The following is a 12,217-nucleotide window of genomic DNA, read 5'->3' on the forward strand; positions in this document are numbered from 1 at the left end:
TTTCTTTTATGCCTGTTGTGCTCCGGTGTCGTTCCGTTCTCCGCTGCCCCGCTCCGGTACCGTCCACGCGGCAATGAGCGTGGTCAGCGGTACCGCGAGAATGAGAGCCAGCCCGCCGATGCCGGAGCGCAGTAGCTCCGTGGCTACTACGTCGCTGCTCAGCGTTTCTCCCAGGGGGCGCTGAGCCACCGAGATGAGCAGAAGCAGCGGAAGCGCTGCACCCGTGTAGCTGAGCACCAGGGTGTACACCACCGAGGCGATGTGATCCTGCCCCACCTTCATCGCCCCGAGGAAAAGCCGCCAGGGGGTTGCTTGAGGATCGAGCTCTGCCAGCTCGTTGATCGTGGAGGCCTGGGCAATCGTGACGTCGTTAAGCACTCCCAAAGTACCGATGATGAAGCCCGCCGCCAGCAGCCCCAGCACCGAAACCCCTGGTAGATAGAGCATGATGGTGAGGTTTTCATCGTCCCCGAGCCCGCGCACCCCCGTGCTACTCAGCCCAATGGAGGTGAGTCCGGCGGCCACGAGCAGGGCCAGCAGGGTGCCGCCGAGCGCGGCCGCGGACTTCCAATTCAGCCCGTGCACCAGAGGCACCACCACGAGCAGCACCAGCGCCCCGGTAATCACGGCGAGGAGCGCGGAATCGTGGCCCGAGGCGAGCGCGGGCAGCAGGAACGCGCCAATCATGCCGAGGGTTACGCCCAGGCCGACCAGCGCGCGCACCCCGCGCCACCCAGCGAAGAGCACCAGCGCCAGCACAATCACCGCGCCCCACACCAGCAGCGGGGTGGTGCGCTCATAATCGGCAAAGGACATCGTGGTGCCACCGTCCGCGGTGCGCGTCTGCGAAAGCAAAATCTTCTGCCCCTCCTCAAAGTCCGGCTCGCCCGGCAGCCCATGAGTGACCAGCATGGTGCGCTGCCCGGCAAAGTCCCCGGAGGTAATATCCACCAGCGCCCGGCGACAATCCTGGGTAGGGGTTTCCAGCGGCGTGACGGGTGCGCCCTCAAAGACAGTGCTTATCGACGGCGAGTTGCACGCATTGTTATCCACTAACGTAACGGTTCCCTCCACCAGGGTGCGGTTGAAGGAGGAAGCGGAGAAGGAATCGGAAATCTCTGTTTCTTGAGAGTTGGGCCAGTTGAATACCACGGCCACGGTGGAGGCGAGTCCGGCCAGGGCGATGCCGAGCAGCAGGGCCAGGCGGGGGAGCGTGAGATTCTTGGGTGAATCCGTTTGCTGTGGCTGGTTTTGGGGAGAGGAGTGGCGGCCCATAGCGCTCCTTTAGTGTTGGGAACCGTTCCTATTAGAGGAGAATGGTAGACGATAGGGCGCTGTGGCGGAAGTAGTTATGCAAGTTTCGACGCCGTGTAAAAACTTGTCGAAACTTTCGATTGGGGGTATGGCCTGGTGTTTTGTTGATTTTCGGGGGCTGGAGGCCGGAAAAGTTGTGTAAAAGTTTCGACGAAGTTTTTTGTCGAAACTCTGTCGAAACTTGCCGTAACGCGGTAGACTGAGCGCATGGAGAGCGTGCGTGGTGAGATCCCGGAGAAAGTTCGGGAGGCCTTGGATTGTGTGTGGGATGGGGCGAGCGCGGATTCGGTAGAGTCGGCGTGGCTGGATTTTAAAGAGGACCCCATTCATAACGAGCGGCAGAAGAATCCTGATGCGCAGGCTTATGAGATTATCGTTGATGCTTCTCTGTGCTTTGCCAATGGTGAGGAGCCTGAGTGTTACATCGTATTTGGTGTAAACGATAAAAAGGGCGGGCCGGAATCTTTTAGTGGTACGGAACGCTCTGCGGAGGCTCTTGCGGATAGGGTGTTTAATCGAACCGCCCCCAATCTTCGAGTGGAGGCCTGGCCGGTTGATTATCGAGGATGCCGCCTGGTACTCATTCGTGTTCCTCGCGGCCTCGCGGTATATACGCGCAAGAATGGCTCCGCTAGTTACCGTTCCGATAAGTCTTGTATGCCATTGCAGGGAGAATATCGGCGGGCGTTGGAGTATAAGAGGTTGAATCCAGATCACACCGCGATGGCCTCTTCTGTGAGCTCAGAAGATCTTGATTCCGTGGCCCTTGAACGCGGCAGGAATCTTTTGGAAAACCGCCTGCAATCACGAGGCGATATTGCCGCTATTCCCTCGGGGCCGGAAGGGCTCTTGAATGCCCTGGATCTTTTTACGGACGATGGTCGCATCACTATCGCGGGAGAGATACTTTTTGCACCTCCGCGTGGGTACCGCCCACTGGTGCGGTATCACTATCGACGCACTCCTGCTGGCGAACCGCAGACAGTGGTGTTCGATGAACCTCTAGTGCTGGTAGCGGGGCTCTTGCAGCAGCGTATTAAAGAGCGTACCGATGAAGAACTGGTGCGAGTGGACCTTCATTTAGGGCAGGAGGTCCCTATTCCTCTGCTTCCTTCACAGGCGGTAGACGAGGCGGTTACCAATGCACTCGTGCACCGTGATTGGGTTTTGTTGGAACCCATCGTTATTGACCAGTCGGCGCTCATGCTGAAGGTGAGCTCTCCGGGAAGTCTACCGCCGCAGGTGCGTGCGGATCGTTTGCTTTCCACTCCGTCGAGACCGCGTAATCAGCGATTAATGCACGCGATGAATCGCTTGGGGCTGGCAGAACAGGCATCGCGCGGTTTCGACCGCATGTGGCTTTCCATGCTTTCTTCTGGAAGGGAGATTCCCGATGTGGAGGCGGATGATTACCACGTGGACGTGACCTTTTATGCCGGAGAGCCGGACAAGCGATTCATTAGAACTCTTGCTGCGGTGCGTGAAGAGTATGGGGCTGACTTTGCCCGGGATGTCAATGTGGTTATCGTGCTGAAAAATCTTATGGTGCACTCGACATTCACCTTGAAGAAGGCAAGCGTAGAGATGCAAACCTCGGAACGGGATACTCGCCAGAATATGGAGTTTATGGTTCGTCGAGGTTTTGTTCGTTCCCTTGACGATGGGGTGTGGGCTCTCAATGAAGAGGCGAGGGAATTGCTGGAATCCTCTCAAGCTATGGCCCCCATTCCGGTGAAAGAATGGGTGGAAGCCCATTTGGTGGGTGGAGTTTCTTTGACGAACAGGGAAATTGTGGCGGCTACCGGCTCGACATCGAGCGAGGTAACGGTAGTTCTGCGTCAATTGAAGGCGGCGGGAACCATCGAGAAGGATGCTGCGGGTCCTTCGCGCGGTGCTGGGGTGCGTTGGATGCGCGTTTCGACACCGTAAAAAACTTGTCGAAACTCTTAATTATCGCCCTGAACTGGCGATTCCTGGTGGCCGAGCGTCTAGTGGCAGGAAAAGTTGTGTAAAAGTTTCGACGAAGTTTTTTGTCGAAACTCCGTCGAAACTTCCCCACCTCACCCCAAGCCCCGCGCCGTCGCCAAGCACCTACTGCTTGTAACTGCTCAGGAAGTTGCCCAGTCGCTCGATGGCGTCCTCCAGCTCCGAGGCCCACGGCAGCGTCACCACGCGGAAGTGATCGGGTGTCGGCCAGTTAAAGCCGGTGCCGTGCACCATCAGAATCTTCTCCTTACGCAGGAGATCGAGCATGAGCTGGCCATCATCGTGAATCTCATGCACATTGGGGTCGAGCTTGGGGAAGGCGTATAGCGCGCCCATCGGTTTCACGCAGCTCACGCCGGGAATCTCGTTGAGCTTTTGGTAGGTCACGTTGCGCTGGCGCAGCAGGCGGCCGTGTGCGCCGGTGAGGTCATAGATGGATTGTCGCCCACCCAGTGCCACCTGAATAGCGTGCTGAGCTGGGACGTTGGGACACAGACGTGTACCCGCCAGCAGTTCCAGGCCCTCGATGAACCCGCGAGCGTGGTTTTTGGGGCCGGTGAGCACCATCCACCCCGCGCGGTAGCCCGCCACGCGATAGGCCTTGGAAAGACCGTTGAAGGTGATGGTGAGCAGGTCGGGAGCCAGCCCAGCGATGGAGATGTGCTGGGCATCGTCGTAAAGAATCCGGTCGTAGATCTCATCGGCAAGGATCAGCAGGTCATGCTCACGGGCAATATCGACGATCCCGTTAAGGATCTCCCGCGAATACACCGCGCCCGTGGGGTTATTAGGGTTAATCACCACGATGGCCTTGGTCTTATCCGTGACCTTGGAGCGAATATCCTCTAGCGAGGGATTCCAATTATCTTCCTCATCGCACAGGTAGTGCACCGGGGTACCGCCAGCCAGAGAAGTCGCGGCCGTCCACAGGGGGTAATCGGGCATGGGGATGAGTACCTCATCGCCGTCGTTAAGCAGTGCCTGCGTGGTCATGGTGATGAGCTCGGAAACACCGTTGCCCAGGAATACGTCGCTGACGTCAAAGTGCGGAAAATCCTCGGTGAGTTCGTAGCGGGTAACGATGGCGCGCCGCGCCGAGATGATGCCTTTCGACGTCGAGTAGCCCTGCGAGGTGGGCAGAGCGGCGATCATATCGCGCATGATGACGTCGGGGGCATCGAAACCAAATACCGCGGGGTTGCCGGTATTGAGTTTGAGGATGCGGTGCCCATCGAGCTCCATGCGCTCGGCCTCGGCAGCTACGGGGCCGCGAATCTCGTAGAGAACATTCTTCATCTTCTCCGATTGATCGAACTCGCGGCGCTTGCGGGATTGCTTGGGGTTAGGTGCTTCACTCATGGACCCATCATAGAGCGCGGGCGGGGCGAGGTTAGTGACATTTGAAGTGACAAAGTGACACGCGCAGTGTCACTTGGCATGTAACTTCATGTGGGAAAGTTTGTAAATTGGCAGGTCACCGGATAAATATTTATGCGATATTCTAGTGACAAGAGTGTCACCTTTTGTGTCGGTTCATCACGTTGCGTGCCGCTTGATAGGCGGCGGTACTGATCTCGTTTTGAATCTCGCGCCGTTGTGCGCGCCGCTCTAGGGCCTGACGTTGCTCTTCCTTCTTGATTTCCCGCAGACGCTGGCGGTGTAGTTGCTGAGGGCTGGGAGTGTGCCAGGAGGCGGGGCCGATCTTCAGTACGTAGAGCAGCACAAAAACGGCGGGTGCTATCAGGAGAAAGGTCCCATCAGTGGCCGCAATTGCTAGAGCAAAGGCTCCTAGAGAAGAGAGGAGGAAAATCCCTAAGCGAGGTTTGCGGGAGGCCGCGTGTGCAGCGGCGATTTCCTGGTTGGTGTAAAGCACTACCTCGTGCCCCTGTGCCTGAGGGTGCATGAGTGGGAGGTCGTCGAAGAGCACATCGAGATCGTGGCGATACTGCGCGGCGGCAGCCTTTTGACAGCGGCGGTCATACTCGTGAACGTCCAGGCGCCCTTGCGAAAAAGCCACCCCCAATGCAGACATTGCTTGGGAGCGGTCATCATCACTGAGGCGGACGTTGTGGCTCATGTGCTTGATGATACCGCACCGTCAATCCCGCCAACAGGAGGGAAAATCAGCCCTCGTCCTGCTCATCGGGTGCAGAAGGAGGCAGCGGGATAGCTTGGCCTGGGGAGGGTATTGCGGTATCAGGCCGAGGTGCCGGAGGCACGGCTGAGCCTGGGCGCGGTACCGCGCTGCCGGGTTGCGGAACCCCTGGCGGAGGAGTGGCACCACCTGGTGTGGGTACGGCGGTACCAGGTTGTGGGACCGGGGGCACGGTAGAACCTGGCGGCGGAGGCGTGGTCGCGCTAGGGGCCGGCACGGCTGAGCCCGGACGCGGTACCGTACCTCCAGGCATAGGAGCCGAACTACCAGGTATGGGCACCACAGCACCTGGCTGCGGAACACTTGGTGCCCCCGGAGTAACGCTACCCGGAGCGGGTACCGCGCTACCGGGCAGGGGTGTCCCACCCCCTGGCGGCGCGGGAACGGGAGCGCTCGGCGTCGCGGGAGCAGCGGCAGGAGGAATGGCCTTGCTAGGAACCTCGGCCTTTTTCTTTGGCTTCAACGGAATCGGCGTGCGCACGGGCTCTTCGAGGAAGGACCGTTCGCGTGGGGCGGGCAATGCTCCGTCTACCAGCACGGAGTCGCGCAGCAGCCGGGCGACGTCGCGCACTTGCGGAGGCGTAGCCGGTTCCTCTGCGGAACCAGCCAGCGCCTTCGCCCCACCGCTCATCATGGTGTTGCAGAAGGGACAGCCCACGGCGATTTCCTCGGCCCCAGTGTTCAGCGCCTGCTGGGTACGGAACTCATTGATGCGGGTGCCGAGCTTTTCCTCCATGAACATGCGCGCCCCGCCCGCGCCGCAGCAAAATGCCTCGTTGCGGTTGTGGTCCATTTCGCGCAATTCCATGCCGGTGGCGCCCAGGAGTTCACGCGGGGGATCAAAGACCTTGTTGTGTCGGCCGAGGAAGCAAGGGTCGTGATAGGTAATGGGCTTGCGGTTTTCTGGGCCACGCGGCACGGGGGTTAGGCGCTTTTCGCGCACCAGGCGGTTAAGCAATTGGGTGTGGTGGAAAACGTCGTAGCGCCCATCAAAATCTGGGTACTCATTGCGCAGCGTATTAAAGCAGTGTGGGCAGGTGGTAATGATTTTGCGCTGCCCTTGGGGCACACCCTCGAAGGTGCTATCGAGGGTGGCGATGTTATCGGTGGCGAGCATTTGGAAAAGGAACTCGTTTCCTGCGCGGCGGGCGGGATCGCCGGTGCAGTTTTCTCCGGTGGAAAGCACCGCGAATTTTACGCCTGCGGTGTGGAGTAGTTCCACCACGGCGCGGGTGGTCTTTTTCCCCTCGTCGTCAAAGGCCCCGGCGCAGCCCACCCAAAAGAGATATTCGGTATCGGAGAAGTCCTCGATGTCCTCACCCACCACGGGTACCTCAATGCCGTCGCGGCGGGCCTCGTCCACCCAGGTGGCGCGCTCGGCGGAGTTGCGCCCCCAGGGGTTGCCCTTGACCTCTAGGTTCTTGAACATTCCCGCCAATTCGGAGGGGAAGTTAGATTCCGCGAGTACCTGGAATCGGCGCATATCTGCAATGTGGTCAATGTGCTCAATATCCACCGGGCACTGCTCCACGCAGGCCCCGCAATTGGTGCAACTCCACAGCACATCGGGTTCAATGGCCTGATTGGTGCCTACGAGCTTGAGTACGTCAATTCCGGCCTCGGAGGCGTCCGCCCGGTACAAGGAGGGATCGCGCAGATATTTCTCATTATCTAAGGCGACGTCCCGCAGGGAATTGATGAGCAGTTTGGGGCTCAGTGGTTTATCCGTATTCCACGCCGGGCATAGTTCCTGGCAGCGCCCGCATTCGGTGCAAGAGGTGGCGTCGAGAAGCATTTTCCAGGGAGCCTGGGGCAGCGTACCGACGCCCAGTTGGTCATCGTCACGCACCGTCTCCATCGTGAGCGCGCGGCCGTCGGCGGCGTGGAGTGGTTTGAGCGGGCCAAGCGGGCGCTCGCGGCGGAAGAAGATAGTGAAGAAGGCCAGGAAGCGGTGCCAGCCTACGCCCCAATTAAGGTGCAGGGCCACCGCCGCGAGGAACACGAAGCCGCCAAGGAGCTTGACCAAGGCAAGCACGCTGACCAGCGTCGGTGAGGCGGGAAGCAGTGCGGCCAGGCGGACGCTGAGGAAATCCGCCCATGGTGATCCGCCCCCGTAGGTGGCGATCTGGGCGGCCTTGACCAGCAGCATGCCCAGCCCCTCACATAACACCACGGCCTCAATCACGCGTGCCGCCGTGGCGTTGGAGCCGTAGAAGCGGCTGTCCTTATTCGCATGGCCCAGGCGCAGGCGCAGGCTGATTAGTAACGCGATCCCCAGCAGCGTGCCCACCGCCAGAACCTCCTCCGCGAGGTGATAGGCCCACCGGTGGTGCAGCAGCGGCCAGCCGCCCGGGGGATAGAACACCTGGATATACGCCTCGAACCACACCAGGGAACCGAAGAGGAAACCCACCATCACTAGCCAGTGGGCCGCCCCCACCCAGGGTTTGCGCATCATCCTAGGGTGCGCGAACACCTCCACCAGGGTGCGGCCCAGGCGGCTCAGAGGGTGGCTCAACCGGCCCGGGGAGGCCGTGCCGGAGGCGACGATCCGGAAGATGCGCCAGGCGGCGCGGCCGAAGAGGAACCACGCGGGCAGCGAGAGCAGCACGCCGAGCGTGCCGAGGACAACGGAGGTGGTGGACATGCGCTTCTTTACCGACGGGAGGGAGACAGTGCTTTCCCTTTACCTTAAAGGGTGGTGGGGCGCTGGTTCCAAGTATTCGACTCGGGGCCTGGCTCCGTGGCGGCGCGGTGCTCCTGGGGTGGCGTGGCGCGACGTGGTGAGGGCCGAGGGGGCGGATAGATCCAGCGGGCTCTGAACAGAGAAAAACCTGGCGTGTAGTCCTCGCCGTGGAGGGCTACACGCCAGGGAGTGAAGGGGCTCTTAGCCCTGGCACTGCTGTAGGGCGCCGTCGAGCACGGCGTTGAGGTTCTGGATGATCTCTGCGTCCAACATAGGCATGAGACTAGGTTCTATTGTGGGATTGTGCAGCGGATTCCCCTATTTTGTGGGAGCGTGATGTCGGGTAGGGGATGGACCATTCGCGCTGGTGGGAACCCGCTGTCAGGGGTAGGGGTGTGGTCGGGAGGGAACCAATTGGGGCGCGAAGTTGGTGCAGGTGAGGCTCGTTGCGGACGTGATGGAGGACATGGAAGAGAGCGCGGAGGCCTTTCCTGTTCTTTTGAGGTGTGGATCTACTCCGGAAAGTTTTCAGGTAAGAGCCTTTCATTCCCTTCATTGAGAGTTTGTTCTCGGGGCGGCGCGAGACGATGTTTCCCTCAGTGCGCTTGTGAATAGGAGGTTTTCTTCTGTGTGGTGGGTATCGGTGTAGTGCCGCGTGAGTCGTGGAGCTCTGGGTAAGTAAGCGGAGTTTTCCGTAGCGGGCAGGCGCCGTTAAGCGTTGACCGGCGGTGTAGGTGGGTGGGCTCTGTATAATTTCGATACTGAATGCGGGGTTGCTGCATCTAAAAACGGCGAGTCCGTGAGGTGGTAGTGGGATTTCGGTGGGGTGATTCGGGATGGGGATTGGTTCTGTTGCATAGGAGGAAATCCGTATTGGCGCGAAAATATTTCCACACCTGGTGTGATGTTTATAAATAACCATTACTGTTTTTATTTGGTGCCTCATGGGGTATTCTGTGGTGTGTATTAATCAGGTAATTTTAGAAGAGAGTGCCGTTGCTGCGGCCGAACAAGGAGCGTATATGGGGACAAAATGGTTTTCTCGCGGGAGAATCACGTGTGTGATGATCCTGGGTGCGGGTGCGCTTGTGTCCTGTGGCACTGGGGAAGGGGTAACGGGAGAGGACGCTTCCGCTCAAGCGGAGGCCTCCGTGGCGTCTGCTACGGCACAGCGCACCGAGGAGGAGAAACGAGGAGCAGCGACCTTGGCCACGGTGACGTCGGTGGACACTGCGGGGAGCGGGACGACTGAGCGGAACAACGTGGATGCGTGTGGGGAGTTGGTCCCCTTGGCGGGCACCAGTCGCATCGTTTGGAACAGCGGCGATGCGGGGCCGGGGGACACCATAGTGGAATACTGCGATGGGCAGTGGGCACACCCGATGTTGCCTCACACGAGCAGGGACTTTTCTCCGCTTCGTTGGGATGGCTCCGCATGGCAACCAGTGCCGAGCGCGGGTACTCTACAAAACACGAGTTGGTCCTGTTGGGATACGCGAGACCTTGCCGCTCAAGGCGCTCCCCAGGAGATCATCGACTCTGTCATCCCTTGCGCTGGGGAGCGCAGCGCGCAGGAAAATGCATCTCAACCCCGAAGGTCGAACCCTCTAGCCGGGGTGGAGAGCCTGGCCGCCTACGAGCAGCCGCAGTGCGATGGCCGGTACATCACGATCGTGGAGAGTGTGGTTTTGCGCGAGCGCCTTCCGGGCGAGGATCAAGTGGTGCAGCAACGCCTCGATAATTACCCGGGAGCCAAGACCACCACGCCGGGGGCGTGCCCGTCCCTGCGCGCCACTAAGCCGGATAGCCAGGGGCGTTCGTTCGTCGATGCTGAGTATGACGGTGGGTACATCATCCCCATCTACTACGACTATGGCGCGGACCGCGCCGCAGCGTGCAGTGCCGCCCAGCGGTCCTCGGGCGCTTATGCGCGCCAGCTCACCCAGGTGGAGGGGGACTACAACAACCCTTGCTCCTGAGCCAAGCCCTGGTGCGCTCACCCCCGACTTACACCCGCACTGCCCCCGGTTGCCCGGCGAAGGTTTGGTAGGAAGCACCGTCGAAGAAGGGGGTGGCGGGGCTGAGAACGTCGGCGGTGTAGCGCCAGTCGGCTCGCACGCGCTCGGGAGTGACGTCGATAGTCATGTACCCGTGGTGCTCAAAGTCGATCATCTTGTACCAGGGGTCCATGAATTTCAGGCCCTCCTGGGCACCGAAGAGCACGGCGCGCATGGGTTCGGTGAGTTCGGGTTTGGAGGCCAAACTTTCGAGCATGCCGGGGGCCGTGATGGAGGGCGCCACGAACTCGGTAGCAGCTGCCTGGCCGCCGCGCTGGGAGCGGTAGGCGAAGATGTCGCGGGGGATATCGCTGGCCCAGGAGGAGTGGATATCGCCAGTGAGGAATACTACGTTGCCCATATCGCTACCCGCAATGAGGTCGATGATGCGCTGGCGCTCCGCCATGAAGCCATCCCACTGGTCTACGTTGAGGGGGAAGCCCTGGTCGGGCACCCCGAGCTTATCCACCAGCCAGGAATGTACGCGGGGGTCGATGCTATCGGGCAGGGTCATGGGGGCGAACATCACTTCATTGGCCACGATCTGCCACTGGGCTTGGGAGGCTGTCAGTGAATCGGAGAACCACTGGAACTGCTCGGAGCCCATCATGGAGCGCGAAGGGTCGGCGGCCTTGCGCAGGAAGTCGGGGTGGGTATTCGTGCGGTTGGCCTGGCCGTATTGCAGCAATTGCACATCGCGGTAGGAGCGTAGGTCGGGAATGATGAATTCAAAGAGGTTGCCGTAGCGCAGCGTGCGGTACAGGCGCTGGTCGAGTCCGGCATAATCCGGACCGGCGGGGCGCACCGGCATCCATTCAAAGTAGGCGCGGCTGGCCTCGGCTTTGATGGCGGTGAAGTTATCGTCGGCGGCAGCGGAATTGCCGCCCAGGCCCTCGCGCCAGGCGTTATCACCAAATTCGTGGTCGTCCCAAATGGCGATCATCGGCTTGGCTGCGTGCAGATCCGCGAGGTCGGGATCGAGGTGGTACATGCCCTGGCGGATACGGTAATCGGTGAGCGTGCGGGTGCGGTTAGCAGGTTGTACCGTGCGCACCTGGGTGTCGTAGAGGCCGTTATACCCACCGGTCTCGTACTCGTAGGTGTAATCACCTAGGTGAAGCACAAACTCGATGTCCTCGCGCTCGGCCATCTCGCGGTATCCACGGAAGTAGCCGGACTCGAAGTTCGAGCAACTGGCCACACCGAAGCGAGCATGCGCGGCGGCTGCGCTCTCGGCGGGAGTGGTACGGGTGCGCCCGGTACGTGAGACAGCACCGGTGGCGGGTCCGTCGATAATGCGGAAGCGGTAGAAATATGCGGTGGCAGGTTGGAGACCTTGGACGTCGATCTTGACGGTGTGGTCAGAATCGGCGGAGGTACGGTACTCGCCGCGCTGCACGACGCCCGCGAACTCGGCGTCGGTGGCCACCTCCCAGGCTACGGTGGTGGGTTCACCGAGCCCGGATCCCGGCACGGCTTCGGGGATGGGAGTAACGCGCGTCCAGATGATAACGCCAGTAGCTAGCGGGTCGCCAGAGGCCACGGAGTGTTGGAAAGGCGCGCCGGGTCCCTCGGCGCGGGCGCGCGGGAAGTTGCGGCCTATGGTGCTGGCGCCCAGCGTGGCGACGCCCAGCAGGCTGGCGCTTTTGAGGAAGTTGCGGCGGGCGATAGGGGAGTTCACGGCGTGGCTCCTAGGAAACGACGGGAAACGGGAAGTGAGTAACCGTAAGTAGCGTAACCACTGGGGTGGGTATGGGTCCGGATTGGCCGTAGCCTGCGCGCTAAAGTTCATGGAGATTTTAGATTCTCGTTAATTGTTATTCACCAGTACCGCTGGGCCATCACTTTGATGGTCGCGCGGAGAGCTGCGGTGATGTCTTGGGCAGTGGCGTAGTGCCGCTAGGGGGGGATTGGTCGGAGCGGACAGCCCTGTCTGTTTTGGCTGTGATTCGATTTATATTCACACATGCTCGGTGGAGCTTGTCCTGGTGAGCGCCGGATCTGTGTTGGAGAAATCCT

At 60.4% G+C, this 12,217-nt stretch carries 8 protein-coding genes; 2 read left to right on the forward strand and 6 right to left on the reverse strand.

The genetic code is table 11. From position 1 onward, the window contains the following. Nucleotides 1-6: 6 nt before the first annotated feature. Complete coding sequence (locus Clow_RS06905) at nt 7-1,275, reverse strand: YibE/F family protein (protein ID WP_055178062.1); 1,269 nt, start codon at nt 1,273-1,275, stop codon at nt 7-9. Between the two features lie 246 nt (nt 1,276-1,521). Between Clow_RS06905 and Clow_RS06910 the strand changes: the two genes are divergently transcribed. Next, on the forward strand, nt 1,522-3,243 hold the full coding sequence (locus tag Clow_RS06910; protein WP_055178063.1) for an ATP-binding protein: 1,722 nt from the start codon (nt 1,522-1,524) through the stop codon (nt 3,241-3,243). A 162-nt stretch (nt 3,244-3,405) separates the two neighbouring features. Here Clow_RS06910 and Clow_RS06915 read toward each other — a convergent pair whose 3' ends face one another. The 4 genes from Clow_RS06915 to Clow_RS12150 form a co-directional block, all read right to left on the reverse strand. Further along, nucleotides 3,406-4,659 carry a pyridoxal phosphate-dependent aminotransferase gene (locus Clow_RS06915; RefSeq protein WP_055178064.1) on the reverse strand — a complete coding sequence of 418 codons (1,254 nt, stop codon included), beginning with the start codon at nt 4,657-4,659 and terminating at the stop codon, nt 3,406-3,408. A gap of 157 nt (nt 4,660-4,816) precedes the next feature. Next, nucleotides 4,817-5,377: a DUF1707 SHOCT-like domain-containing protein gene (locus Clow_RS06920; protein WP_069724592.1), complete on the reverse strand. Its 561-nt coding sequence runs from the start codon at nt 5,375-5,377 to the stop codon at nt 4,817-4,819. Nucleotides 5,378-5,423: 46 nt separating this feature from the next. After that, nucleotides 5,424-8,102, reverse strand: a complete 2,679-nt coding sequence (locus Clow_RS06925; RefSeq protein ID WP_055178066.1) for a (Fe-S)-binding protein — start codon at nt 8,100-8,102, stop codon at nt 5,424-5,426. Nucleotides 8,103-9,276: 1,174 nt separating this feature from the next. Further along, nucleotides 9,277-9,402 carry a hypothetical protein gene (locus Clow_RS12150; protein ID WP_281175668.1) on the reverse strand — a complete coding sequence of 42 codons (126 nt, stop codon included), beginning with the start codon at nt 9,400-9,402 and terminating at the stop codon, nt 9,277-9,279. A gap of 355 nt (nt 9,403-9,757) precedes the next feature. Between Clow_RS12150 and Clow_RS11760 the strand changes: the two genes are divergently transcribed. Next, the gene (locus tag Clow_RS11760; RefSeq protein WP_156334735.1) at nt 9,758-10,120 is read left to right on the forward strand and encodes a hypothetical protein; all 363 of its coding nucleotides are present in this window, start codon (nt 9,758-9,760) and stop codon (nt 10,118-10,120) included. A 28-nt stretch (nt 10,121-10,148) separates the two neighbouring features. Here the strand turns inward: Clow_RS11760 and Clow_RS06935 are convergent, their stop codons facing one another. After that, complete coding sequence (locus Clow_RS06935; RefSeq protein WP_055178068.1) at nt 10,149-11,879, reverse strand: alkaline phosphatase D family protein; 1,731 nt, start codon at nt 11,877-11,879, stop codon at nt 10,149-10,151. Between the last annotated feature and the right edge of the window lie 338 nt (nt 11,880-12,217).

Source organism: Corynebacterium lowii (assembly GCF_001412085.1).
Classification (GTDB): domain Bacteria; phylum Actinomycetota; class Actinomycetes; order Mycobacteriales; family Mycobacteriaceae; genus Corynebacterium; species Corynebacterium lowii.

What these genes read in the sequence shown, in the direction of transcription:
- Clow_RS06915 (WP_055178064.1), bottom strand. Translation starts at nt 4,659, where the DNA reads ATGAGTGAAGCACCTAACCCCAAGCAATCCCGCAAGCGCCGCGAGTTC.
- Clow_RS06910 (WP_055178063.1), top strand. Translation starts at nt 1,522, where the DNA reads ATGGAGAGCGTGCGTGGTGAGATCCCGGAGAAAGTTCGGGAGGCCTTG.
- Clow_RS06925 (WP_055178066.1), bottom strand. Translation starts at nt 8,102, where the DNA reads ATGTCCACCACCTCCGTTGTCCTCGGCACGCTCGGCGTGCTGCTCTCG.
- Clow_RS06920 (WP_069724592.1), bottom strand. Translation starts at nt 5,377, where the DNA reads ATGAGCCACAACGTCCGCCTCAGTGATGATGACCGCTCCCAAGCAATG.
- Clow_RS06905 (WP_055178062.1), bottom strand. Translation starts at nt 1,275, where the DNA reads ATGGGCCGCCACTCCTCTCCCCAAAACCAGCCACAGCAAACGGATTCA.